Source organism: Epilithonimonas pallida (genome assembly GCF_900182975.1).
Taxonomy (GTDB): Bacteria; Bacteroidota; Bacteroidia; order Flavobacteriales; family Weeksellaceae; genus Epilithonimonas; species Epilithonimonas pallida.
The window spans coordinates 209,271-235,038 of record NZ_FXUO01000003.1 but is presented as its reverse complement, the minus strand read 5'-3'; the positions used below and the strand labels follow the sequence as shown (position 1 = coordinate 235,038).

Genomic DNA, 25,768 nt, shown 5'->3' with positions numbered 1-25,768 from the left:
AAAAATGAGTGCAAAAAAAGGCTTAAATCTTACGCTGAAAATTTGGAGACAAAAAAATAATAAATCGAAGGGACAATTCGAAACTTATAAAATTTCTGACGTTTCAACAGATTCTTCATTCCTGGAAATGTTGGATATCCTGAATGAACAACTAATCAACGACGGGAAAGACCCGGTTGCATTTGATCATGATTGTCGTGAAGGAATCTGTGGTATGTGTTCGCTATATATCAATGGTAGAGCGCATGGTCCGGACACTGGGATTACCACTTGTCAGCTGCACATGCGTCATTTCAAGGATGGCGAAACGATCCACATCGAACCTTGGAGAAGTGTTGCTTTTCCGGTAATCAAAGATTTGGTGGTTGACAGAAGCGCATTTGACAGAGTAATGGCTGCAGGCGGCTTTATTTCTGTGAACACATCCGGGAACACCACCGATGCAAACAATATTCTTGTTCCAAAAGAAGATTCTGATAAAGCAATGGATGCCGCTGCCTGTATAGGCTGTGGAGCTTGTGTAGCCACTTGTAAAAATGGTTCTGCAATGTTATTTGTGGGTGCCAAAGTTTCTCAGTTTGCATTATTGCCACAAGGTCGTGTAGAAGCGAAAAGAAGAGTTCTGAACATGGTGAAAGCTATGGACGAAGAAGGTTTCGGAAACTGTTCCAATACCGGAGCTTGTGAAGTAGAATGTCCAAAGGGAATTTCTCTGGAAAATATTGCAAGAATGAACAGAGAATATGCCGTAGCTAATCTTACTACAGCTAATTCTTAATCTAAAAAACAGAGCATATAAAAATATAATCCGGTTGCAATTCAACCGGATTTTTCATTTGGAATAACTTACAAATCAAAAACACTCGGCCTTTTGGTAATGATACAATCCTTTACCCAAAGCATAAAAGCCAGGCCAAGATAAAACAAAAAGAAAATCCCTGCTGTTGCAAAAGTAGAATAGATAAAGAAAACCCGTAATTTGGAAACAGGAATACCGAGTTTGGTTCCGTATCTCGTCAAAACACCAAACCACTCCCTTTCCATCTTATGTCGTAAACCGTTAACAACTCTAGGCTCTTTCATTTCTTTTAAATCGAATTTTAAGCATCCGTTTTCAGCAACTGAAAACCAATACTGCAATTTAAGCATTTTTTCTGACTGCAAAATATTTTGTACTGATAAAGAAAGGCCTGGGTCTGTAAGGCATTTTCGAATTTCATTCCTAATACTTTCCATTCAGCAATAATCGAATTTTTCTCAGATTTCATCTGCTTATAGAAATCAAAAATATCATCGACTATTTCCGGATTATGATTTTTATGATAGAAATATTTCAAAGGCAGAATTGTATTAATGATTATCAAATCAATAAAATCTTCACTAAGATATTTTTTATTTTCTACCTTCGAAATCTTTCCGAAATTGAACCGATTGTCCCAATACTCGGAAGCTTTGACATTATTAAGCAGACTGTACAAATCATCAATCGTTTTTGCTTCAATCAACTTTGAAAAAAGATTAGGTTGAGAATGATAAAGATTGGCTATTTGGGATAATCTTATGGTTGGGAAATTCGGTGGACGAAGTTTGGAAAATTTGGGATAAATCCGGACATCCGGCAAATTAAATTTCAATTTCAAAAAATCAAATTCCCGTTTCCAGATTTGCATAATTTCATCTTTCGGAACCTCCAAAAAACCGCAGATTCCAAAAAACAGAGCTTCCAGATGGATATCATTTTGCTTGATTTTCTGGACAACTGCAAAATCAAGACTTTCCGCTATTTGAAGAAAAATTTCGGCATTCACTTTTAATCCAAAAGTGTAAAGCAGATTTTGGAATAAAACAGCTTCATAATTGTTATGATTTTTGTGTCGTGATTCCTCGAAGATTTGGGATTTGGCTTCTAATTTCTTAAGCAAAACCGTTTCTTCAAAAAACAAAGGGATTTTATTCTCATCAAATAATTCTTCGCAAGCAATAAAGGCGTGTTCTGCTTTTAGATTTTGATGGGTCTGAATCAGCTTCTCATCAATATAATTTTTGAGTTCCAAAGTCGGAATATTCTGCCGTTCTAATTCCGGGATATCACAATCGTTGATATAAACCACATGAAGAATAAGGTTTTCAAACTCAGGATTTCCGGAATGATTGTGAAAAAACCAATCGGACGCTTTGGTGTGAATCTCGATATTTCCCGCAAAAATGATGTTGTCAATTTTAATTTTGGCAAAGAGAAAATCCGGACCAGAATTCTTATTCCATTCTCCGAACTCCGGGATTTCAATAATTCGCCCGTCAGTAGAGATAAAATCGAAGTTCAGGAATTTTTTGTAATTCCAGATGTATTGTAATATTTCTTCATTCATTTGTGTGGACGTTTTATATAAAAATTTTCAAGCAAAAAACCCTTTCAAAGTTTCAAACTTTAAAAGGGTTTTAAGTTACAGAAATATTTTAAATGTAGATTCCAAAATTTAAACAATAATTTCAGACTATCTTTTATAAAGCGGTGTTCTTTTCGCCAGATATTCTAAAGTGGCTTTGTAAGCATTCTCATAAGGCCAAAATGAATTATGGTTTTGAGTGAAAAGGTTATCGCCATTAACGGAAAAGATGTTCATCGTGATGCTGGTATTGTAATTCTGATACGTTGTTGAAGAGGACGAGCCCGTGGAATTAACCTTTGCACCATTATTCTTCTGCGAAACATCTGTATTGGAGCTGCCGTAATTGGAGGTATATGTATTCGTCTTTTCTATGGAAACCAATCCGCTGATGACATATTCTACATTCAGGATGTGGGCAATTTCGCCCATGGTGAAGCCTTGCATATTACTTTCATTGATTCCGGCTTTGTACAATAGCGCGTTGGTTTCCGTAGGATCCTGGAACTTAAGATTCTGTTTTTTGGAATTGAAAATTGTATAAGTTTCCTGCTGGATTTTTTTGGTCATTGTCTCATTGCTTTTTTCCTGGTCTCTTACATAGCTGAAAGGCAAGATCGCTACTTTGTTCTTGTAATCTACGGACTGTGAAGTGTTCGGCGCAGTAGCAGTCGCATTAAGGTACTCTATGCGACCGGAAGAAAATGTGATTTTGGAAATGTCTTTTTTGTTGAGCGTGTATTCCAAAGTCTCGTTCTGATGAATAAACGTAATGTCATTCGGATTATACTTAACGACTTTTCCGCGGAGCTCGCTGCCGTCGGTCATTGTAATGGTATCAGTTTGGGAATAAACTAAGAAGCCAATTAACAAAAAGAAGATCGTAAGAAAGTGTTTTTTGATACTCATAATGTTGTGCTTTTGATGATTCAATAAATTATCAGAAATATTTTTCTCTAATTTATAAAATAATTTTTAACAAAACATTAGTCCTCAAATAATTATACATTACAATATTTCCCTAAAACACTTCGATTCCGCTCAGTGTGACAATTGTAATATCCAGAATTTTCGCACTGAGCGGAGTCGAAAAACTTTTTTCTTAATTTAGATTTTTATCAAACTTCTTTATACTTCGCTTCTTCAAATTTAGCGATGGTCGTTTCGTACATATCAATGTAAATCGGAAGAATATTTTTCAAATCAAATTTTATTGCCTGAGCCTTGGCATTATTCTTCATTTCCGCCAGAAGGTCATCATTACTCAAAAGTTTGATTGTATAATTACTCATTGCTTCTACATTTCCAATCTCGGCCAAAAACCCTGTTTCCCCTTGTATATTAACTTCCGGAATCCCGCCAGCATTACTACTGATAACCGGCGTTCTTGCCGCCATAGCTTCCAATGCTGCCAAACCAAAACTCTCCTGCTCAGAAGGTAAAAGGAAAACGTCCGACAACTGCAAAATTCTATACAAATCGTTGACTTTTCCAAGCAATTTGATTTTGCCAATCAAGTCCGGATTGTTTTCCATAAACTCCGAAATCTTCTCCATATCCGGACCTTCGCCAATGATTATCAGTTTGGATTTGATTTTCTTGTTGACATTCTTGAAAATCTCCAGAACATCCTGAATTCTTTTAACCGGACGAAGGTTAGAAACGTGAATCAGAATCTTCTCATCATCACTTGCAAACTGCTCCCTTTGACAAGTCTTGCAATCTTCGTCAAAAACAGAATTATCAATAAAATTGGTAATCACCTGGATTTCTTTCTGAATATTGAAAAACTGTAATGTGTCTTTCTTCAGACTTTCAGAAACAGAAGTTATCGTATCACTCTGGTTGATAGAAAATTCCACGGCGTGTTTATAACTCGGATGTTGACCAACCAAAGTAATATCCGTTCCGTGAAGCGTTGTTACCAAAGGCACATCTTTGTGTTCAGCCTTTAACATTTGCTTAGCTGTAAAAGCCGCATAAGCATAAGGAATCGCATAATGGGCGTGCAAAATATCCAATTTGTAAAGATTCACAACGCGATAAATCATTGATGACAAAGCGATATCATAAGGCTGATATTGAAACAACGGATAAGTCTGAACGTTGACCTTATGGAAAAAAATATTCGGATTCGTAACATCCAAACGTGCCGGCAATGCCGAACTTATGAAATGAACTTCATAACCTTTGTCGGCCAAAGACATTCCTAATTCTGTTGCAACAATTCCGCTTCCGCCGTAAGTGGGATAGCAAAGTATTCCTATTTTCATTTTACTTTCTTATTGTTTTACACAAAAAATGTGAAAATTTATTTTTAAAGTTCTCACCGATTTCACTAATCAGCAGATTTAAAATAAAAATCTGTTATATCTTATAAATCTGCGAGACGAAAATTCTTAAGTTTTTGTGGTTATAAATTTACTCCATTACAATCTTAGAATTTTTAGTTTCTGAACTATTTTTTCTATCAGTTTGATTTTGAATTTTAGCCTCGACATCCATTCCCATTCCGAATTTCAAATTGTCGTTCACCAAAACCGGAAGTCTTCCCGATATTTTTGTTTGTCCTAAAATTACACTGGCTGTTGCTTTCATAGAATCGTCATTGTTTTCATAAGAAACCAAAACCGTAGAAACCTTAGAAATATCAACATCTTTCAAAGCATAAGGACTCCCGAAAACATCCAGAATCACATTCTGATTTTTGCTCAAATCCACTAAAATCTTCTTGCTTGTGTCCGAAATTTTGTAAGGTTTGTAAGCCGTAGAATTATCTTTATGAAAACCAACAATCACTTTTGAGTTAGCAGGGATTGTATTGATTTCATTAGCTTTTTTAAGAATTACAGTTGCTCCTGTATTGATTTGATTCAGGAAAGTGTCATAGGGCGCTTCTTCTAATGGAACGTAATAATAAGTTTCTTTACAATCCAATGGCAATAACTTTTTATCATCTTTGATTAATGTCAAAGCATTTGCATACATTTTCTGAACCAAAGCCGAATGTGATGCATTATTCAAATCTTCGTTAACGTTTTCAGGATTGATGCTGTTGTATTGGTTCAAACCAAGATAATATTTGGTCAAAAGAATTTTCTTAACACTCTCTTCTACTCTGGTTTGTGAAATTTCTCCTTTATCAATCGCTTGCTGGATTAGTTTTTTTCCGGTTGCAACATCCTGTGAAAATAACATAATATCATTTCCTGCTTTGAAAGCTAACGCATCTAATTCTCCAGCTTTGAATTTATTGGCAACAGCTCCCATATTCAGTGCATCCGTTATAATCAAACCTTTGTAACCAAGCTTTTCTTTTAGAAGCCCTGTAATTATTTTTTTTGAAACCGAAGCCGGAATGCCTTTTTCGTTTTCCAAAGTCGGAACATACAGATGAGCAACCATAACACCTCCAACGCCTTTATTCATCAATGCTTTGAAAGGCGCGAGTTCTACTTCTTCCAATCTTTTCATATCGTGTGGAATCAATGGTAAATCCAAATGTGAATCCGTAGCTGTATCCCCGTGACCAGGGAAATGTTTAATCGCTGCCAAAATTCTGTTATCCTGTAATCCATCGGAATAAGCCAAAGCAGAATTCACAACATTATTGACATCAGAACCAAAACTACGGTTTCCGATAATCGGATTATTCGGATTGGTGTTCACATCCACAACCGGTGCAAAATCCCAGTTGATTCCCATTCTTTTACAATCCTCGGCAATCTTAGCAGACATCTCATAAATCAGATTTTTATCCTGTATTGCTCCTAGTGTGATCGCCCACGGAAACTTGTGTGCTTTTGCAATTCTTTGGAATAACCCCCATTCTGCATCCATCCCAATCATCAGCGGCACTTTTGATTTGGACTGAAACTCATTAACCAGATTAATTTCTCTTGCGGCGTCATCCTGCATCAGAATCAATCCCCCGATTTTATCATTGACAACAATGTTCCTGATCTGATTAATAAAATCTTCACCTTTGTTGGTATAAAGCGCTACGATAAAAAGCTGTCCCAATTTTTCATCCTGAGAAAGTGAGTTATAAGTTATATCAACCCAACTGTTTGCTTTTTTAATATCTATAGAAGATAGATTTTTAGGCTGATACTGAGTGAAATAAAATTGTGAGATAAAAGTTATTATAAATAGACTTAACCTTTTCATATTTTGAAAATCTAAATTTTAGAAAGTTTCCATAAAGATATTAATTCCACGGAAATTAGCTATTTTTATGGTCTGCAATTTGCAATTAAAATTTAACGTAAAATATTTATACCTATGAAAAAGTTTTTGCCCCTTTTATTATTGCTAGTTACTAGTGTTTTTATCTTCAGTTGTAAGGACGATAATGATGACGTACAAGTTCAAGTAGATTACCCCACAGTATACGACCTTAATTTAAATCTTATAAGAAACAGTGATGATTATTATGGATTTAATCAGCGCTTTGACAGACCTATGCTTGGACAGGATATTGTTTTAGTTTATAGAAAAAATAATCCCGGCTCCAACACTCCTATTTGGGAACCGCTTCCTAAGTCTTACTTTTTCAATGAGGGAACAATGGATTATACTTTTAACTTTACAACAGCAGATGTTCAGATTGATCTAAGAGCAGATTTTAATATGACTATAAAAGAAGACAATAATTTTAAAGCCAATTTCATCAATGGTCAAACCTTTAGAATTGTTCTAGTTCCTGCTGTATATGGAAATAAAAACGCTAATACTACTGACCTTCACAGAATGTCATACGAAGAAGTTATTAAAAAATACAACATTAATGACAGTAAAGTTGGAACATTATAATCCAATCTTATAAAGAAATTAAAAACCACAGTTTTGTGGTTTTTTTTATAATTAAAAATAAATAATACCAAATTAGTATGAATTAAACTTTTATTCCTAAATTTGTTTTCCATTAATTACAAAATTTAAAAAATATGTCTATTAAACTTGGTGATACAGCTCCGGATTTTGACGCAGAAAGCAGTCTTGGAAAAATTAACTTTTACGAATATCTTGGCGATTCCTGGGGAATCTTATTTTCTCATCCCGCAGACTACACGCCGGTTTGTACAACCGAACTGGGAAAAACATCACAATTAAAACCCGAATTTGACAAAAGAAATACAAAAGTTTTAGCATTGAGTGTTGACGGACTTGACAATCACAAAGGTTGGATCTCTGATATTAATGAAACTCAGAATACAGAAGTTGAATTCCCGATTATTGCCGATCAGGACAAAAAAGTTTCAGAATTATATGATTTCATCCATCCGAACGCCAGTGCTACTTTAACTGTAAGATCTTTATTAATTATCGATCCCAATAAAAAAGTAAGATTAATTATTACTTACCCGGCTTCAACGGGAAGAAATTTCTCTGAAATCCTTAGAGTTTTGGATTCTTTACAATTAGTGGACGGTTATGGCGTTGCAACGCCTGTTGACTGGCAAGACGGCGAGGATGTGATTATACCGCCGGCAGTTTCCCAGGAAGATGCTGAAAAGAAGTTTACAAAAGGCGTGAAGGTCATAAAACCTTATTTACGATATACTCCACAACCAAATAAATAATTCTGGATTTACAGAAAAAGAAAGCTCAGATTACCTGAGCTTTTTATTTTTATTTGAAATTACTGCTTGTTTAGTTTGCTATAAAAACTTCTTTGACAAAGTCTCCAGTATTTAAAGGGATTTCTATAACGATATTTCCATTTTCATAATAGCCCAAAGTAGACTCGCCAGACGCAAGTTTAACACGAAAAACATCATTTTTTGCGGTGGTTTTAAAAGTCGCAAAAGGAACACTGCTATTCCCATCAACCAAGATAAACTGAGACTCATCAATTTGTATTTTTTGTAATGTCAGGTTACCTTTAGAATATTTTTGGGCAGATTTTTTAATATCCTGAGCTTTGCTGTTAGCAGCAGAGTTAGTTGTTTGCATTGCAATGGTTTCATTTGCGGGAGCTGTACCAACAGATGTATTGGCAGGATTGGAAACAGGAATTTTTGCAGCAGCCTGTCTCATAGCATCTTGAAAACCAGGTTCGAATTCTTTGATTGTGCTGCTGGATTTTTCGGAGTAAATGATTTTGTTATTACAATCCCTGAATTGTAAGGAAATCTTGTTTCTCAATAAGCTTTTTTCATTAAGAACATCAGCATTCAAAATTTTACATGGATTAATCAATGCATCATTAGGCCAGTTACTTTTTTCAGCAGATAACACTATATATTTTTTGGATTTCAGAGAATTTCTCAAAATCGTATCCATTCCGTAATTTTCTTTCAGTGTTGCAAATTCAGATGGAATCATGACATATTTATAATCACCAACAGTCTGAGCATTAATCGCAACAAGTAAAAAAACTGATAATAAGCCAAGTATCTTTTTCATAATTCGAATTTAATAATTTTTTCTAATTTCTAAAACCCTGCATATCCAATTTCAGAGAAAAGAAATTGGAATAAAAATTAGAACCGCCAATTCCGGAATTGGTAATGGCATAATCCAGCGTCAAACCTTTGTAACGGATTCCTATACCTGCACTAGGCTGGAAAGAAACTTTTCTTTTAAGGTCTTCTATATCAGTAATTGATTGGAAACGATTCAATCCCAATCTTACAAAAATCATATCCTGGAAAATCAATTCTCCACCCAAATAAGGGGTGATACTGGCAAAATCGGTGGAAATAAGTGCAGCCGTTTTAGCAAAATCTATGTTGACACCTGCTTCCGGTAATAATTTTAAATCTCTATTAAACTCATAAGTTCTGCTGACACCAAGATTCAGTTTTGGCATTGTGATTTCCATTTTGTCCGTTGGCGCCGGGTTAAATTCTTCCCCATTCACAACTGCCGATAATTCTTTCTGATTAATGGTCCAAAAATTGACCGTTGTTGTAGCATCTCTTAGCATAAATCCATAGTTCCAATCGGTATCTGTATGGTAAATAGCTCCTAAATCAAATCCAAAACCATAACCACTTGCAAATTTTCCAACATTTCGGTAAACCACTTTTGCTGTTGCCCCAACATCTAATTTTTGATTTCCGTTGGGATGAAAGGCGTAAGAAAATAATGCTGCGTAATCTGATGTTGAAAACGAACTGATTTTATCATAATCAATATTTCCCTCAGAATCTATCAATTGAGTTGTATTAAGAATATTATCAACACCTAATCTTACTAATGAAATTGCGAAAACGCCGTTTCCGTAATCCAAAGGCTTCGCATAGGCGATATAATCGTATTTGGCAATGGATTCAAAATATTCTGCATGCATCGCCGCAGCCTGCCAGTCGCGGTCAATTTTCATCAATCCTGCCGGATTCCACATAGGGGAATAAACATCATCCTGGTTAGAAACAACAGCTCCTCCCATTGCCAAACCTCTGGCACCGGCACCAATATTCAAAAATTCATTAGAATACTTCCTGATGATTTGAGCATCAACAAGTTGCGAAAAAACAATCAGTAAGAAAAATAAAATTCTTTTCATCAAAAGCTGTTTACAGATGATTGGTTTCTGTAGTTATATCTTCTTTTTTCCGTCTTGATTTTATAATGCCGTTGATAACAATTGCTATAATCATCACCAAGGAAGCAATATAAAAAACAGGACTCATATGTTCTGATGCTCCAAAGATAAAAAAAGCCAGAATAATCCCATAAACAGGCTCCAGATTTACGGTCAAAATCAACGTGAAAGGTGAAATAAACTTCATCAACTTGACACTTTCAAACATTGGATAAGCAGTAAAAACAGAAGCCAATAATGTTATTAACGCAATATCTGTATAACTTATTTCACTGACAGAAGAAATTTGTCCTGTGAAAATAAAAAACAAACTGATGATTAACCAACCGCCGGCAATCTCGTAGAAAATAATATTCCCGGAACTGGTTTTACCAAAAATTTTACCATTGAAAACAGAAAAGATCGTCCCGAAAAGTGCGCAAAGAATGCCATAAAATATGCCTTCTTTATATTTCAGCTCGGCATTGAAAATCATAGAAATACAAATCACAATAATAACGCCGATAACAATTTCCATCCAATCCGGTTTCCTTCTGAATATCAAAGGTTCTATCAATGCAGCAAATAACGTTGATAATGACAAACATGATAAAGCTATCGACACATTGGAAACCTTGATAGACTGGAAAAAGAACAGCCAGTGAAAAGCCATTACGCTTCCGATCCCTACTAATTTTAATAATAAGCCTTTTGTCACTTTGATGCTTTCCTTTTTTACAATCCGAAGATATAAATAAAGGAAAACTGCAGCAAATGACATTCTGTAAAAAACAAGGATGTGTGCATCAGCCGAAATCAATTTTCCTAAAATAGCCGTGAATCCCCATAAAAAAACGATAAAATGTAACCGCAGCAAATAAGAATTCTTCATTGGAAATATTGATTTTGATTTGCAAAACTAAGATAAATTTATGGGTTCACAGAGCATATTTTCTAATCAATACATGAAAAAATCCGTATAAAATTTTATACGGATCTTTTAATAAGAAAACTTATTAAAAATAAACATAAACTAACTAAAAATTTATCTCATTTAATCAATAAAACGCCAAAAATTAAAAAATATTACAAAACGAATATTAAATTTTAGTACCCATCAATACGATTGTATAATTAATAAACTCTTTCGTTTTGGTATATGTCAAAAAATTTTATCTTTAGGCCCAAAGAAAACCCTTATGGATTTAGAATTCAATAAAAGAGAAGATATCAACAAACTGAAACTTTCTGACATCAGAGCAGCTTTGGCAAAAATCAAATTAGGCGGCGGTGAAAAAGCACTTCAGAAACAACGCGATCAGGGAAAAATGACTGCCAGAGAACGTGTTGAGTATCTTTTTGATAAGAATTCTGACTCTATAGAAATCGGGGCATTTGCAGGTTATGAAATGTACGATAAAGAAGGCGGTTGTCCAGCAGGCGGCGTTGTTGTAAAAATCGGATATATCTCTGGTAAACAATGTATAGTTGTTGCGAATGATGCTACTGTAAAAGCCGGAGCATGGTTTCCGATCACAGGCAAGAAAAATTTGAGAGCTCAGGAAATCGCTATGGAAAACCGTTTGCCAATTATCTACCTTGTTGATTCTGCAGGTGTCTATCTTCCAATGCAAGATGAGATTTTCCCGGATAAAGAGATGTTTGGCAGAATTTTTAGAAATAATGCGAAAATGAGTTCTGCAGGAATTATCCAGATTTCTGCCATTATGGGAAGTTGTGTTGCCGGTGGCGCTTATCTTCCGATTATGAGTGATGAAGCAATGATTGTGGATAGAACAGGAAGTATTTTTCTGGCAGGAAGTTATCTTGTAAAAGCGGCAATTGGAGAAAATATCGATAACGAAACACTTGGCGGAGCAACTACACATTGTGAAATCTCTGGTGTTACAGATTATAAAGCCAAGGATGACAAGGATGCTTTGGATCGCATCAAAAATATAATGAAATCTATTGGAGATTTCGAAAAAGCTGGCTTTGACAGAACCGAAAGCTTTCCTCCAAAAGAAAGTCCGGAAAATATTTTCGGAATAATGCCGGCCGTGAGATCTGAGCAATATGATACTTTTGAAATCATCAAATGTCTTGTAGATAATTCGGAATACGAAGAATATAAACCAGATTATGGGAAAAGCATTATTTGTGCAACAGCCAGAATCGATGGCTGGAGTGTAGGAATTGTTGCTAATCAAAGAAAACTTGTAAAAAGCGGCAAAGGCGAGATGCAGTTTGGCGGTGTTATCTACTCTGACTCTGCTGACAAGGCGACCCGTTTTATTGCGAATTGTAATCAACGAAAAATACCGTTGGTATTTCTTCAGGACGTTACAGGTTTTATGGTTGGTTCAAAATCCGAACACGGCGGCATCATCAAGGACGGTGCAAAAATGGTCAATGCTGTATCCAATTCGGTAGTTCCGAAATTCACTGTGATTACAGGAAATTCTTATGGCGCTGGAAATTACGCAATGTGCGGAAAAGCATATGATCCTAGATTAATTGTCGCCTGGCCATGGGCAGAACTGGCAGTAATGGGTGGTTCACAGGCAGGGAATGTTCTTTTACAAATCCAGGAATCAGCACTCAAAAAACAGGGAAAAGAAATTTCGGAAGAAGAAAGAAAAGATATTCTGGATAAAATCCTGAAGGATTATAACAAACAGACCCAACCTACTTATGCTGCAGCAAGACTTTGGACAGATGCCATCATCAATCCAATTGATACAAGAAAGTGGATCAGTATGGGAATAGAAGCAGCCAACCATTCTCCAATTACAGAAAAATTTAATCTAGGTGTGATTCAGGTATAAAATTTATTTTATCTTTGCAGGACACACTTATAAAGATGAAAAATTTATTTATTCCGATTGCCGGATTCCTGGCGATCACAAGCTTATATGGGCAATGTACCATCACTGCAAGCAAAATTCCGGTTCAGAACGAAACAACAACTTTCACAGTTGATACAAAAGCACAATGTGAAGAATGTTACTCCTGGAAAGTATCAAATGATGACGTTGTTAAAATTGAAGAAAACAGTAAGATCAATAAGATCAATGTCACAGGAAAAGGTACTGGTAAAAGTACAATATCCGTTTCTGTTTTAACAGCTAAAGGATTAGTCCAATGTGAGAAAGATATTAATATTATTGATTCCAGGCAACAACTTGTTGAAAACAGCTGCGGAATCAAAATCGATGATTTCAAAGATGTGAAAGTTAATGAATCCATTATTTCATTCTTTCCCAATGCCAATTCTTCTGATTATCTCTACAAATGGACTGTAGCTTATTCTAACGGAGAATCCAGCGAATCCGATGATAAGATTCCACAATTCAATTATTCAGACAGCAATTACATTACTTCAGTAAAAGTTAAAATAACCAACAAGGCGCTTTTGTGCTCTATTACACTGATGAAAAAATTTGATCAGAATTACTGGAGAGCTACAAAAAACATTGTAGAGCAAAAAGCTTATTCGCCAATCAGCTACAGTGATTATGTAAAACCCGAAAATAAAACTAAGATCACAAATTAATTATAAATTGTATTTATGTAAGTGAACCTCTCAATAATGAGAGGTTTTTTATTATTCAAAATCAAAAAATAATTTTAATAAAATTAAAATATTTTTTAACTTTATTAAAATTATCATTACATTTGTAAAACAAAAATAGAATAAATGAAACTTCCAATCATATGTCCAAGCTGCGATCATACTCTGAATGTAAGCCAGATGACTTGTCCATCTTGTGCAACTCAGGTGAATGGAGACTACGAATTACCTGTTCTTTTGAAACTGAACAGGGAAGAGCAAGAGTTCGTCCTCAATTTTTTTCTGTCCAGCGGAAGCATCAAAGAAATGGCAAAACAGGCTGAATTGTCCTACCCAACAATGAGAAACAAAATGGATGATCTCATCGAAAAAGTAAAAAAACTTCAAAAGTAAGACTATGACCTGGAGAACTATATTCAATCCGTTTGGGAAATTTAATGATATACATCTGCTTATTACAGGAATTATATTTTTCATTGTGAACATCTTTGGTTGTTATTATTCCGGAAATGTAAATGACAGTATTTTTCATCTTTCTCATTTAGATGAAAATCAAACGATTTGGGATGTTGCGAGAATTAATTCTTTAAGCTTTCTCTTTGCAATTATTATTTTATTTATACTTGCCAAATTCTTTAATAATAGAACAAGAATCATCGATATCATTAATACTATTCTCATATCTGCCATTCCATTAATTATAATAATGCCAGTCTACGGAATGTCATTTTTTAAGAATGCTACGGATAGTGTTACAAAAAGCGCAGGCGATCCAGGTCAAGTGGAAACAATTAATCTCATTGTAGTTACGGCTTTTGCATTAGCAACTTTACCATTGATGATTTACAGTTTCGTATTGTATTATAACGGATTCAAAACGGCTACCAATATCAAAAAGTGGCAACACATTGTTCTCTTCGTAGTTGTTTCATTGATACTGACAATCGTGAGTCAATCGATACTTTAACCAAAATTTAAATATATGAAAACCAAGCTTTTATTGGTGCTGATTTTATTGGCACAGACTTTTTACGCCCAGGATTTAACAGGTTCCTGGAGAGGAGAAATCGATCTAGGCGCAATGAAACTGCCTTTGCTTCTTGATATCAAAAAAGAAAACAACGCTTATGTTTCTACTGCGAGAAGTCCAAAGCAAGGAGACAAAATTATTACAGTCGATAAAACCGAATTCCGTAACGATGAATTGATTTTTGAAATGAATGAGCTGAAAGCTTCTTACAAAGGTCTATACAAAACCGATCATTTTGAAGGAACCTTAGAACAGAATTCAAGATCGTTCCCGTTAAATCTTTACCGAAATGACGGCACCGTTAAGTCAAGTCCACAAGATCAAAAAATCAAAGACATCGGCAACAGAGAAATCAATACTAAGAAAATTGATGATTTCTTAAACTACCTGACGGCGAACAAACAGTCTGTTGGAAGTATTTCGATTTTCAGAAATGGGAAAGAAATTTATCAAAGAAATTTCGGACAAGACCAATTACCAAATGTCAAATGGAATCCCGACACACAGTATCAGGTTGGATCTATCAGCAAATTGTTTACAGCCGTAATGCTGATGCAACAGGTAGAAAAAGGAAAACTGAACATCAACGACAAGCTGTCCAAATATTATCCTGACATTCCAAATGCAGACAAAATCACCATCGAAAAACTAATGAATCACACCAGCGGTCTGGGAGATTATGTTGGAGAACATTATCAATGGTTATTCAAAAAACCAGTCGGAGACAAAACAATTCTTGACACGATCAAAGCACAAGGCGTAGAGTTTCAGCCGGGAGAAAAAACGAGATATTCCAATTCCGGATATTATCTTTTGAGCAGGATTCTGGAGAAAATTACAAAAAAACCTTATAATATTCTCTTAAAGGAAAAAATCACGAGCAAAGCGAATATGAAAAATACTTTGTCAGTTTTGGACAATCCTACCAATGTTTTCAGATCTTACAAGAATAAAGACGGTAATTGGATGGAAATAAAGGATTTCGATTTTCACAATTGCATCGGTTTGGGCGATATTGTTTCAACACCTTATGATCTAAATCTTTTTATTAATGCCTTATTTAACAATAAATTCGTTAAAAAAGAAACACTGGAAAACATGTTGCCAAAGCCAAGTTCAGATTTAAAATTCGGATTAGGAATAATGCCTGTTCCGTTTTACAATCAGGTTTCTTTTGGACACGGAGGTGATACAGCCGGAAGCCACTCGATCACCTCTTATAATACAAAAGAAGATTATTCGGTTTCTATGATTATTAATGGAGAAGAATTTCCCCACAATAATCTGGCTATCGGTATCCTGAGTTTGATTTATGATTCAGGTTATGAATATCCAAAATTTGGAACTCAAACTAATGATATTTCTAAAACACCTGAGAAATTCCAAAAATATATTGGTAATTATACTTCGCCTGATATTGCTATGGGTTTGAAAATCTATTCGGAAGATGATCAATTATTGGCGCAGGGAAAAGGACAATCAGCATTTCCTTTGGAATACGTTGATAAAGATCTGTTCAAATTCGCACCAGCTAACATCGAGGTGGTTTTCTTCCCGAATCAATTGCAGCTGAAGCAGAATGGGAAAATATACCATTTCACAAAAGAATAAAAATTTAAAGGCTTCGTTTTTTGAAGCCTTTAAATTTCAGCAACTTCGGGAATTTTGCCTGTAATCTTTTTTCTGTGCTCAATGCCCCATTCTGCAAGATTCTCAATGATTTTTTTCAAAGTTCGTCCGTAGTCCGTTAATTCATATTCCACACTAATCGGTTGTGTGCTGAGAACTGTTCTTGTTACCAATTGATTGATTTCCAAATCTTTCAGTTCGCTGCTCAACATTTTCGAAGAAACACCTGCGATTTCTTTCTGCAAATCAGAGAATCGCATTTTGTCATAACAAAGCGCCGCAATAATTTGAACTTTCCATCGCCCTTTCAAAATATCCATTGTATCCTGTACAGCGAGAAGGTTGGTTTTACAACATTTAATTTTCATAAATAATATCTTTTATTGAAGAAATGTAAATTAAATTTACGTTAATTCAATTTCACAACTTACTAATTATCAAATAAGTTACCTTTTTGTAACAGTAACTTTTAGTAACTTAATTACAAATATAAACTTTTGTTTTTTAACTTTGATGCCTCAAATCAAGAAAATTATAAAAAATGAGTTTATTAGAAGACTTAAACTGGCGGTACGCAACCAAGAAAATGAATGGACAAGCCGTCCCTCAAGATAAGGTAGATTACATCGTAGAAGCTGCAAGATTGGCACCTTCGTCATCAGGTTTGCAACCTTACAGATTATTCGTCATTTCCAATAAAGAATTATTAGAAAAAATCCGGCCGATTGCTTTTGACCAGGCGCAGATTACAGACGGCTCTCACCTTTTGGTTTGGGCAGCCTGGGACGGTTATTCTCACAACAGCATCTCCGAAGTTTTTGAAAAAACAACATCTGAAAGGGGAATCCCTAAAGAAGCAATGGATGACTACAAAACCAGATTATGGGGAATGTACGAACCGCTTGGAAAGGAATGGCATGCGACACACGCTGCAAAACAAGCCTACATTTCTTTTGGATTGGCAATTGCTGCAGCTGCTGAGCAGAAAGTAGATGCAACACCAATGGAAGGTTTTAATAATGCTGCTCTTGATGAATTGTTAGGATTCCCTGAGAAAGGTTTGAAAAGTGTTGTGATTTTACCGCTGGGCTACAGAGAAGAAAATGGCGACTGGCTGGTGAATCTTAAAAAATACAGAACTCCAAAAGACGAGTTCGTTACTGAAATCAAATAAAAAAAATATTTCTCTCGCTGATTAGATAGATTACGCTGATTGTAAAAAATCGGCTTAATTCATAAAACCTACGAGAAAAATCAAATAAAAAAAGCGGAAATAAATTTCCGCTTTTTCTCGTCTATTATCTTTTATCTAAAAGTCTATTGTCTGAATTTAATATCCCAAAAGTTTCAAAACATCTTCTGGCCTTTGTTCTTCCCGGAATAGTTCGTAAGTGAAGTTTCCGTCTTCATCCTTATCAATCAAAATATGTTTTGGCTGAGGCATCAGACAGTGGTGAACACCGCCGTAACCACCTATAGTTTCCTGATAAGCGCCTGTATGGAAAAAACCAATGTACAAAGGTTTCGTTTCATTGAAAACTGGCAGATAGATCGCATTCGTATGCTGTTCAGAATTATAATAATCATCTGAATCACAAGTCAATCCACCAAGAAAAACTCTTTCATAAGAATCATCCCAACGATTCAACGGCAACATAATGAAGTGACGGGAAATCGCCCAAGTATCAGGCAAAGTTGTCATAAAAGACGAGTCAATCATATTCCATTTTTCCCGGTCGTTCTGACGTTTCTGAGAAATTATTTTATAAAGATGGCCACCACTTTCTCCAACTGTGAAGCTTCCAAATTCTGTATAGATATTAGGTTCTTCAACACCTTCTTCTTCGCAGAATTTTTTGATTTGGGATACAATTTCGTTCACCATATAAGCATAATCGTAATCAAAATTCAAGGATGTTTTAATTGGGAAACCACCACCGATATTCAACGAGTCAACTTCCGGCGCAATCTTTTTCAATCTAGCATAGACGCGAAGACATTTGTACAATTCGTTCCAATAATAAGCCGTGTCTTTGATTCCGGTATTGATGAAAAAGTGAAGCATTTTCAGCCTAGCATTCGGATGTTCAGCAATTTTTTGACTGTAATAAGGAATAATGTCTTTGTATCCGATTCCTAATCTTGAGGTATAAAATTCGAACTTCGGTTCTTCCTCAGAAGCAATTCTGATTCCGATGTCAAAAGTCCTGTCGATACTTTCCGTTAGCTTATCCAACTCTCTGTAGTTATCAAGAATCGGCGTGATATTTTCGAAACCATTATTAATCAGCTCCGAAATTTTCGCCAAATAATCATCAGTTTTGAAACCGTTGCAAATGACTTCGATATCTTTAGTCACTTTTCCTTTGTCGTAAAGCGACTTCACGATATCCATATCATAAGCCGAAGACGTCTCCAGACTGATGTCATTTTTCAACGCTTCTTCTACAACAAATGCAAAATGACTGGACTTTGTGCAGTAGCAATATCTGTAATTTTTCTGATAATCGTTCTTTTCAAAAGCTTCTTTGAACCAGAATTTTGCCCTTTCTATATTCTGAGATATTTTTGGTAAATAATTGAACTTCAAAGGAGTCCCGAATTTTTCCACAACCTCCATCAGATTAATGTCGTGGAACTTCAGATTATTTTCTTCTACACTGAATTCCTCAGTTGGAAAATAAAGCGTTTGATCAATTAGTTCAGAATATTTTATTTTCATTTCTGGCTAAAAAAGTTTAATTGTTTTACGATGCAAAAATGATGAAATAAACTGAATATTCACGTTAATAATTCCATAAAAATTAATGAATTAATTCCCAACAAAAATCAGCAGGTCACCTTGTTTATACTCAATTATAACATCTTTATTTTCAGCAACATTCCGTGTTCCGATCCGTTCTCCCAAAATTAAATCTTCTTTATACAAAGGCCATTTCAACCCTTTTGTTTCGATATTTTTTGCTATAGGAAAAGGCATCAAAGAAATCATCTTCCCTTTAACATCAGAAATTGCGAATTTTTTCGGAATAAAGTAATATGAAGAGTATTCATCAAAAAAACGAAGATTCACTTTATCCTTAAAAGCAAAAGCTACACTCAGATTCCCGAGAAAATGGTCTTGTTCACCTCCACTTCCACCGTAAACATCAATTTCATCAAATCCTTTTTCGATAATGATTTCTAAGGCTTTATGAAAATCCGTTTTGTTCTGGTCAGGCGTTTCTATGATTTCAAAATTGTCATTCTGAGCCTGTCGAAGAATCTCTTCCTCAATTTTATGAGAATCGAAATCGCCGGAAATAAAGTCCAGTTTGTCCAATGGAAATTTCAGTTGTTTCAAATAATGAAATGCACCATCTGTACAAGCAATCAAATCATAACCTGACAAATTCGGAATTGATTTCGGAGAATCTCCGTTGATGAAAAGAAGTGCTTTATTTCTCATTATCTTTTTTATATTTCCATTTAAAGAAAAAGCCTTTATCAGTCTCATTCGTAGGTTTCGAAACTGTGCAAGATGATAGAAAAACAGCACCAATTAAGATCAAAATTATCTTTATCATCATCTTAACTTCTATCATTCGGATTCCAATATTCTTCCGGCTCATTATGAAGTTTCGAAACATATCTTGCCAAAACAAAAAGGTAATCTGACAAACGATTCAGATATTTGATTAATTCCGCTCGTACTTCTTCGGATTGATTGAGAAAAACCAAACTGCGTTCTGCACGTCTGCAAACCGTTCTCGCTACGTGAAGAAAAGTCGCCGCTTTTCCACCGCCGGGCAAAATGAAATATTGCAAAGGCTCAACTTTCTCTTCCATTTCGTCCATCCAAGTTTCCAATTCTTCAATTTCTTTATCAGAAATCACAAGTGGAAGCCGTGCTTTTCCATTAGCCAAAAACAATTTATCAATCGGGGTCGAAGCTTCGGAACCAACCGTAAACAAATCAAATTGAATTTTCTTAAGCTGATTAATGATACTTACATCTTCGATATGAGATTTCGCAACGCCAATATTAGCATTCAGTTCATCGATGTTTCCATAAGATTCTACTCTTGCGCTGGCTTTGGAGATTCTACTTCCGCCATAAAGTCCGGTTTCACCTTTGTCGCCGGTTTTTGTATATATTTTCATTGTTTCTTTTTATGAAAGTTTAAAATTAACTTTTTTTATTTGAATATTGAGGTCAAACACAATGGCACAAAGAATTAATTTGAAGTATTCTAATGTTTTTAAGGCACAAGGTTTGACTTTGTCAGAAATTAAAATCTTTGATTTTTCTTATGCCTTAAAAAATCATCAATGAGAATAAAAACTTTTGTGTCTTTGTGTTAAACTCCAATATTTCCTAACTTGCTGATATGAAAAAACCTTTTCAGAAAACAACCAATCTTATCCATATTTTCAATCAACTGAAAAGTTTTATAAAACCTTACAAATGGATGGTTTTCGGGACTTTGGCTTTGACTTTTATCGGTGCTTTGTTCGCTCAGGTCAATCCGATTGTCTTGAAATATACGGTTGATGAAGTAACTAAGCTGACGCAGCTTCCACATCCGATGTCGGAAGGGATACATATTTTGATTCTGATTTCAATTATACTTTTAGGAAAAGAATTAGCCAATATTTTCATTCAGTTTGGTCAGAAATTTTATGGCGAAAAGATCCGAATTAATGTTAGTTCAGAATTGGCACAAGCGGCGATTGACAAAATTCTAACCTACCGAATTGCTTATTATAACGACGATAGACACGAATCAGGAAAACTTCAAATCCGCATCGACAGAGGAATTGAAAGCTTGACAAAATTGGTTCAAAATTTTTTCATTGATATTTTGCCCTTATTTTCAACTGCCATTATTGCTTTGATTGTAATGTATATGCAGAATCTTTACGTTGGTTTGGTTTCGACTTTTGTAATTCCGATTTACTTTTATGTAACCTCGAGGCAAGCTAAAAAATTAGGAAATGTAAGACGGACTTTAAGAAATCAACGAGAACAAAAAACATCCGGACTTCTGAATCTTATCAATTCCATAATGGTCATTAAGAGTTTTGTCCGTGAAAAATTTGAAGGCAGAAAACAGTACAATCTCCAGATGCATTTGATGGAAAGCCAGTTGTACACGCGCAGAACGAGTTTTATTTTCGATGGTTTGAAAACTTTTATCGAGCAATTTGGCGTTGTTCTGATTATCCTTTTGACCGTTTATCTGGTGCTTGACCAGCAAATGACGATTGGTGCGATTATGCTTCACATTATGTTGTTCAATAACGTTTCTGCGCCGATTCGCCAGCTTCACAGGATTTATGATGATATGAATGATGCTTTTATCTATGCCGAAGGTTATTTTGAAATCCTAAATGACGACGACGAAACCGAACCTAACGGAACGATTGATAATATTCCAATTCAAGGTAACTTTGAAATCAAAAACGTGGATTTCACTTATCCTAACGGTATGAAAGCCTTGAAAAATGTTTCTCTCAAAATCGAAAATGGGAAAACAACGGCTTTGGTTGGATTGAGTGGTGCTGGAAAATCAACAGTTATCAATTTGCTTTGTAAGTTTTACGAACCTGATTCCGGAGAAATCCTTTTGGATGGCAACAATCTGAATGATTTTGACAATGATTATTTGCGTGATGACCTTGGTCTGGTGCTTCAGAAAAATCATATTTTCAAAGGAAGTATTGAAGATAATATACGCTACGGCAATCTTGAAGCCACTTTGGACCAAATCAAAGAAGCGGCGACCAAAGCTTATCTTCACGAGCAGATTTTGGATTTACCAGATGGTTACAATCACGATGCGACACAGCTTTCCGGAGGTCAGCAACAGAGAATTGCCATTGCAAGATTATTCCTGAAAAATCCACCAATTATTTTTCTGGATGAACCCACTGCAAGTCTGGACGCGATTGCAACGGAACAAATCAAAAACTCTCTGGATGCGATTAAAAAAGACAGAACTGTGATTATTATTTCGCACTCGTTGTCGCAAATTTTGGATTCTGATATGATTTACGTGATGAAAAAAGGCGAAGTTGTGGAAAACGGAACGCACGAAGAGTTATACGAAAAAGATGGAACTTACCGAGAAATTTTCGATGCGTCTGCCAGGAGTCTGAATCTGGATAGATTGGTGAAAACTTATAAGGATGAATGAAGACCATTACATTAAAAAAATAGACCGAGTTACTTCGATTCTAACACAACTACAAACCAAATCGATTGTCCGAGCGCAGGATTTGGCTGAGAAATTTGATGTCAGTATCAGAACGATTTACAGAGACATCAAGACTTTGGAAAATGCCGGCATTCCGATTTTTGGAGAAGCGGGTTCCGGTTATTCTTTGGTTGACGGTTATAAACTTCCACCCGTGATGTTCACAAAAGAAGAAGTTCTAAGTTTCATTACTGCAGAAAAACTGATGCAGAAGTTTTCTCATGAAAGTCTCGACTCTCATTACAATTCCGCAATGGAAAAAGTGAAAGCAGTCATCAGAAACTCGGAGAAACATCTGGTTACGACTATTGAGAATCAAATTGACATCTATTCCTATCGCCCGAAAAATTCTGACAATGTCAAAAATATTATTCCAATAATTCTGGAAAGCATTGCCGAAAAGAACCAGTTAAAAATCAGTTATAAAAATGTAAAAGACGAGGCTAGCGAAAGAATTATCGAAGCGGTTGGTATTTTCTACGAAGTCAATTACTGGTATATGATGGCGTTTTGTACAATGCGAAAGGATTTCCGACAATTTCGTGTAGATAGAATTTTGAAAATCGAGAAAACTCAGAATTCCTTTCATCAAGAATATGGAAATGTTGGAGATTACCGAAAAAAATCAAAGAATCAAAAAGTGAGTGTTAAACTTTTGGTTGAGAAAAAAATCCTGCCTTTTCTGGTTAATTCTAAAAAATATTATGGATTGATTTCTGAAGAAGAAAACAGTAACCGGATGCTGATGACCTTTGAAACTGAGTGGATCGATGAAGGTTTTCCGCGCTGGCTAATTACGTTTGCAGATTTTGCGGAAATCCTTGAACCTGAATATCTCAAAGATACGATGAATGATTTAATTAGTAAAATTTCTAATCAATTGAACAAAAAATAAAGTCTGCCAAAAAGCAGACTTTAAAATCAAATCAAGCGTATAAAATTATCTTTCTCTTTCCCAGAAAAACGGAGGTTCAATTCCCAAAGCTCTCAGGTAAACATAACCTTGTCCTCTGTGATGAATCTCATTATCCACAAAATATAGAATATTCTGATAAATAGGAAACTCGTATTGTCCAAAAAGATTGAACATTTCCTGAAAACGTTCCTCTGAAATCTGAGAAAAATATTCGTTAATAGTTTCCGTTTCTTCATCCCATTTTGCCAAAAGCTCATCTTTGGTTGTAGGGTTGAAAGTTTCATCGAATTTATTAATTGTCCCTTCAACAATAGATTTCAGGGCTGGTCCGCCAATAGCAATCAGTTCAAGAGCTAATTTTGAAAACGGTCTCATTCCACCAATCGAGAATTCGAATAAATCTTTCTCGGGAAAAGCTTCAATCACTCTTCTGGTCAGATTTCTGTGGCCTTGCCAATGGATTAAAAGTTGTTGTGAGTCAAGGACTTTTGCGTTTGCGTTCATAATAGTTTGTTTTATTTGATACAAATTTATAACGCTGTTGTGACAATGGTTTGTCAGTAGGATTTTTGAATAATTTTTTTTTGCAAAGGCGCAGAAATATTTGATTTGAGCAATAAAAAAGCCGCCAAGTTTTCCTTTGCGACTTTATATATTTATAACAAATTTAAAATGTCCGCCTTTGCGATACAATCTAAAACTTTTCAAACCTGAAGTTTTCTCCAAGATAAGCCTGTCTCACTTCCGGGTCATTGGCAAGATCTTCCGGCAAACCTTCTTTCAGGATTTTCCCTTCGAACATAATATAAGTTTTGTTGGTAATCGCCAAAGTCTGCTGAACGTTGTGATCGGTGATCAGAATTCCGATATTTTTCTCTACGAGAGACCTTACAATTTTCTGAATATCTTCTACCGCAATCGGGTCAACGCCTGCAAAAGGCTCATCCAGAAGGATAAAATTCGGACTTGTTGCCAGACAACGTGCAATTTCCGTTCTACGTCTTTCACCTCCGGAAAGCAGATCACCTCGGTTTTTACGAACGTGTTCCAGGTGGAATTCTTCAATCAATTCATCACATTTTTTTCTCTGCTCCTTTTTTGATAGCTTCGTCAGTTGCAAAACTCCCAGGATATTATCTTCAACAGATAGCTTCCTGAAAACCGAAGCTTCCTGCGCGAGATAACCGATTCCTTTCTGCGCTCGCCTGTACATTGCATCTTGTGTGATATTCTGATCATCCAGAAATACATTGCCCAAGGTTGGCTTCACCAATCCTACAATCATATAAAAAGATGTTGTTTTTCCTGCTCCGTTTGGTCCCAAAAGTCCGACAATTTCACCTTGTTGAACCTCCAACGACACGCCTTTTACCACCTTTTTCGGTCCGTATTCCTTGATTAAATTTTCTCCTCGTAAAATCATAAAACAAAGATAGATATTTTTTATCTTCTCATTATAACAATTTGGACGTGTCCCTCGCCTTCAGCAATGCAACAGCTCGGGCCGGGCTATCCACTGCAATCTTTTTGAACGCATGGGCGTTCAAAAAGGATTTCCGTTACTATCCCTCACGCACTGCGCAGAGTTAAATATTAGTCAAAAATTCATTTCACGACTCATAACGCATCATTCATAACTACTTTGTACATTTGCAAAAAATATAAAAATGCTCATAGAAAGCCTTCAAAACGAAAAAATAAAAAGATTGACCCGACTTCTATCCAAAAACCAGGACAGAAGAAAAGCCGGTGTTTTCATCGTAGAAGGTCAGCAGGAAAACGAACGCGCATTACATTTCGGAAATCAGCCGGAAGAATATTTTATCTGCGAAACTATTTTCAAAGGAATATTGCCCGATTCCAAAATTCATTTTGTCTCGGAAAAGCTTTATGAAAAAATCGCCTATCGCGGAACAACCGAAGGAATTATAGGAATTTATAAATTAGAACAAAGGAATCTTGATGAATTCAAACCGAAACAAGATTCGGCAATCATCATTTTAGAAAGTGTGGAGAAACCGGGAAATCTTGGAGCAATCCTAAGAAGTTGCGAAGCATTTGGAATAAACGCTTTGATTGTTACCGATACAAGAACGGACTTCTACAACCCAAACGTTATCCGCTCAAGTGTTGGTTGTCTTTTCGGGATGAATATTTTCCAGGCTTCTAATGAAGAAACTTTAGAATTCTTAAAAATCAATGACTACAACATTTTCACTACTTTTATGAGTGATGATGCAAAACCTATTCAGGAGAAAGATTTGACTGCCAAATCTGCTGTTTTATTTGGAACAGAACATTCAGGTTTGAGTGACTTCTGGAAAGGAAAAGGAGAAAATGTGTTGATTCCAATGTCCGGAACTATTGATTCTCTTAACCTGAGTAACGCTGCTGCCATTACTTGCTACGAAATTCTGAGACAGAAATTAGACAAATAAAAAAACCGCCTCTAAAAGAAG

The 25,768-nt window shown here is 35.5% G+C and carries 26 protein-coding genes; 12 read left to right on the top strand and 14 right to left on the bottom strand.

Features of this window, described 5'->3' with window-relative positions:
- Positions 1-4: 4 nt before the first annotated feature.
- Positions 5-778: a succinate dehydrogenase/fumarate reductase iron-sulfur subunit gene (locus QOL71_RS07190; RefSeq protein WP_283416262.1), complete on the top strand. Its 774-nt coding sequence runs from the start codon at positions 5-7 to the stop codon at positions 776-778.
- A gap of 68 nt (positions 779-846) precedes the next feature.
- Here QOL71_RS07190 and QOL71_RS07185 read toward each other — a convergent pair whose 3' ends face one another.
- From QOL71_RS07185 to QOL71_RS07165, 5 genes are all read right to left on the bottom strand, one after another.
- Positions 847-1,083 (bottom strand): PspC family transcriptional regulator, encoded by a 237-nt coding sequence (locus QOL71_RS07185; RefSeq protein ID WP_283416261.1) that lies wholly within the window; start codon positions 1,081-1,083, stop codon positions 847-849.
- 17 nt (positions 1,084-1,100) lie between these two features.
- On the bottom strand, positions 1,101-2,369 hold the full coding sequence (locus tag QOL71_RS07180; RefSeq protein ID WP_283416260.1) for a DUF2851 family protein: 1,269 nt from the start codon (positions 2,367-2,369) through the stop codon (positions 1,101-1,103).
- A gap of 126 nt (positions 2,370-2,495) precedes the next feature.
- Complete coding sequence (locus QOL71_RS07175) at positions 2,496-3,296, bottom strand: hypothetical protein (RefSeq protein ID WP_283416259.1); 801 nt, start codon at positions 3,294-3,296, stop codon at positions 2,496-2,498.
- A 209-nt stretch (positions 3,297-3,505) separates the two neighbouring features.
- Positions 3,506-4,660 (bottom strand): N-acetyl-alpha-D-glucosaminyl L-malate synthase BshA, encoded by a 1,155-nt coding sequence (gene bshA / locus QOL71_RS07170; RefSeq protein ID WP_283416258.1) that lies wholly within the window; start codon positions 4,658-4,660, stop codon positions 3,506-3,508.
- 148 nt (positions 4,661-4,808) lie between these two features.
- On the bottom strand, positions 4,809-6,557 hold the full coding sequence (locus tag QOL71_RS07165) for a glycoside hydrolase family 3 protein (protein ID WP_283416257.1): 1,749 nt from the start codon (positions 6,555-6,557) through the stop codon (positions 4,809-4,811).
- Positions 6,558-6,683: 126 nt separating this feature from the next.
- On the opposite strand from QOL71_RS07165, the gene QOL71_RS07160 reads away from it, so the two are divergent.
- Positions 6,684-7,202, top strand: a complete 519-nt coding sequence (locus QOL71_RS07160) for a hypothetical protein (RefSeq protein WP_283416256.1) — start codon at positions 6,684-6,686, stop codon at positions 7,200-7,202.
- 134 nt (positions 7,203-7,336) lie between these two features.
- The gene (locus QOL71_RS07155) at positions 7,337-7,972 is read left to right on the top strand and encodes a peroxiredoxin (protein ID WP_283416255.1); all 636 of its coding nucleotides are present in this window, start codon (positions 7,337-7,339) and stop codon (positions 7,970-7,972) included.
- Positions 7,973-8,042: 70 nt separating this feature from the next.
- Here QOL71_RS07155 and QOL71_RS07150 read toward each other — a convergent pair whose 3' ends face one another.
- Genes QOL71_RS07150 through QOL71_RS07140 form a run of 3 tightly spaced genes read right to left on the bottom strand, consistent with a single transcriptional unit; the run spans position 8,043 to position 10,813 of the window.
- Positions 8,043-8,798, bottom strand: a complete 756-nt coding sequence (locus QOL71_RS07150) for a hypothetical protein (RefSeq protein ID WP_283416254.1) — start codon at positions 8,796-8,798, stop codon at positions 8,043-8,045.
- Positions 8,799-8,820: 22 nt separating this feature from the next.
- On the bottom strand, positions 8,821-9,903 hold the full coding sequence (locus QOL71_RS07145) for a putative type IX sorting system protein PorV2 (RefSeq protein WP_283416253.1): 1,083 nt from the start codon (positions 9,901-9,903) through the stop codon (positions 8,821-8,823).
- A gap of 10 nt (positions 9,904-9,913) precedes the next feature.
- The gene (locus QOL71_RS07140) at positions 9,914-10,813 is read right to left on the bottom strand and encodes a DMT family transporter (protein ID WP_283416252.1); all 900 of its coding nucleotides are present in this window, start codon (positions 10,811-10,813) and stop codon (positions 9,914-9,916) included.
- A 307-nt stretch (positions 10,814-11,120) separates the two neighbouring features.
- Between QOL71_RS07140 and QOL71_RS07135 the strand changes: the two genes are divergently transcribed.
- The 5 genes from QOL71_RS07135 to QOL71_RS07115 all read left to right on the top strand — a co-directional run bounded on the left by QOL71_RS07135 (position 11,121) and on the right by QOL71_RS07115 (position 16,136).
- Positions 11,121-12,749 carry an acyl-CoA carboxylase subunit beta gene (locus QOL71_RS07135; protein WP_283416251.1) on the top strand — a complete coding sequence of 543 codons (1,629 nt, stop codon included), beginning with the start codon at positions 11,121-11,123 and terminating at the stop codon, positions 12,747-12,749.
- Positions 12,750-12,784: 35 nt separating this feature from the next.
- Positions 12,785-13,477, top strand: a complete 693-nt coding sequence (locus tag QOL71_RS07130; protein ID WP_283416250.1) for a hypothetical protein — start codon at positions 12,785-12,787, stop codon at positions 13,475-13,477.
- Positions 13,478-13,621: 144 nt separating this feature from the next.
- Complete coding sequence (locus QOL71_RS07125) at positions 13,622-13,888, top strand: DUF2089 family protein (RefSeq protein WP_283416249.1); 267 nt, start codon at positions 13,622-13,624, stop codon at positions 13,886-13,888.
- 4 nt (positions 13,889-13,892) lie between these two features.
- Positions 13,893-14,462 carry a YIP1 family protein gene (locus tag QOL71_RS07120; RefSeq protein WP_283416248.1) on the top strand — a complete coding sequence of 190 codons (570 nt, stop codon included), beginning with the start codon at positions 13,893-13,895 and terminating at the stop codon, positions 14,460-14,462.
- 15 nt (positions 14,463-14,477) lie between these two features.
- Complete coding sequence (locus QOL71_RS07115; protein ID WP_283416247.1) at positions 14,478-16,136, top strand: serine hydrolase domain-containing protein; 1,659 nt, start codon at positions 14,478-14,480, stop codon at positions 16,134-16,136.
- A 29-nt stretch (positions 16,137-16,165) separates the two neighbouring features.
- Here QOL71_RS07115 and QOL71_RS07110 read toward each other — a convergent pair whose 3' ends face one another.
- A complete protein-coding gene (locus QOL71_RS07110) occupies positions 16,166-16,522 on the bottom strand; it encodes a winged helix-turn-helix transcriptional regulator (protein ID WP_283416246.1) in 357 nt (118 codons plus the stop codon).
- Between the two features lie 173 nt (positions 16,523-16,695).
- Here QOL71_RS07110 and QOL71_RS07105 point away from each other — a divergent pair, with 173 nt between their 5' ends.
- Positions 16,696-17,328 carry an NAD(P)H-dependent oxidoreductase gene (locus QOL71_RS07105; RefSeq protein WP_283416245.1) on the top strand — a complete coding sequence of 211 codons (633 nt, stop codon included), beginning with the start codon at positions 16,696-16,698 and terminating at the stop codon, positions 17,326-17,328.
- A 156-nt stretch (positions 17,329-17,484) separates the two neighbouring features.
- On the opposite strand, the gene QOL71_RS07100 is transcribed toward QOL71_RS07105, so the two are convergent.
- From QOL71_RS07100 to QOL71_RS07090, 3 genes are all read right to left on the bottom strand, one after another.
- Positions 17,485-18,876, bottom strand: coding sequence for a type III PLP-dependent enzyme domain-containing protein (locus tag QOL71_RS07100; protein ID WP_283416244.1), 1,392 nt, complete (start codon positions 18,874-18,876; stop codon positions 17,485-17,487).
- Positions 18,877-18,966: 90 nt separating this feature from the next.
- Complete coding sequence (locus QOL71_RS07095) at positions 18,967-19,602, bottom strand: thiamine diphosphokinase (RefSeq protein WP_283416243.1); 636 nt, start codon at positions 19,600-19,602, stop codon at positions 18,967-18,969.
- 122 nt (positions 19,603-19,724) lie between these two features.
- Positions 19,725-20,297 (bottom strand): cob(I)yrinic acid a,c-diamide adenosyltransferase, encoded by a 573-nt coding sequence (locus QOL71_RS07090; protein ID WP_283416242.1) that lies wholly within the window; start codon positions 20,295-20,297, stop codon positions 19,725-19,727.
- A gap of 308 nt (positions 20,298-20,605) precedes the next feature.
- On the opposite strand from QOL71_RS07090, the gene QOL71_RS07085 reads away from it, so the two are divergent.
- Entirely contained in the window at positions 20,606-22,333 is a 1,728-nt protein-coding gene (locus QOL71_RS07085) for an ABC transporter ATP-binding protein (protein WP_283416473.1), read from the top strand.
- Positions 22,326-23,288, top strand: coding sequence for a helix-turn-helix transcriptional regulator (locus QOL71_RS07080; RefSeq protein ID WP_283416241.1), 963 nt, complete (start codon positions 22,326-22,328; stop codon positions 23,286-23,288). The genes QOL71_RS07085 and QOL71_RS07080 overlap by 8 nt, the downstream gene beginning before the upstream one ends.
- A 45-nt stretch (positions 23,289-23,333) precedes the next feature.
- Here the strand turns inward: QOL71_RS07080 and QOL71_RS07075 are convergent, their stop codons facing one another.
- Together QOL71_RS07075 and lptB are read right to left on the bottom strand one after the other, a co-directional pair.
- Entirely contained in the window at positions 23,334-23,813 is a 480-nt protein-coding gene (locus tag QOL71_RS07075; protein WP_283416240.1) for a DinB family protein, read from the bottom strand.
- Positions 23,814-24,003: 190 nt separating this feature from the next.
- Positions 24,004-24,732 (bottom strand): LPS export ABC transporter ATP-binding protein, encoded by a 729-nt coding sequence (gene lptB / locus QOL71_RS07070; RefSeq protein WP_283416239.1) that lies wholly within the window; start codon positions 24,730-24,732, stop codon positions 24,004-24,006.
- A 244-nt stretch (positions 24,733-24,976) separates the two neighbouring features.
- Between lptB and QOL71_RS07065 the strand changes: the two genes are divergently transcribed.
- Positions 24,977-25,747 (top strand): TrmH family RNA methyltransferase, encoded by a 771-nt coding sequence (locus QOL71_RS07065; RefSeq protein ID WP_283416238.1) that lies wholly within the window; start codon positions 24,977-24,979, stop codon positions 25,745-25,747.
- The last annotated feature ends 21 nt before the right edge of the window (positions 25,748-25,768 follow it).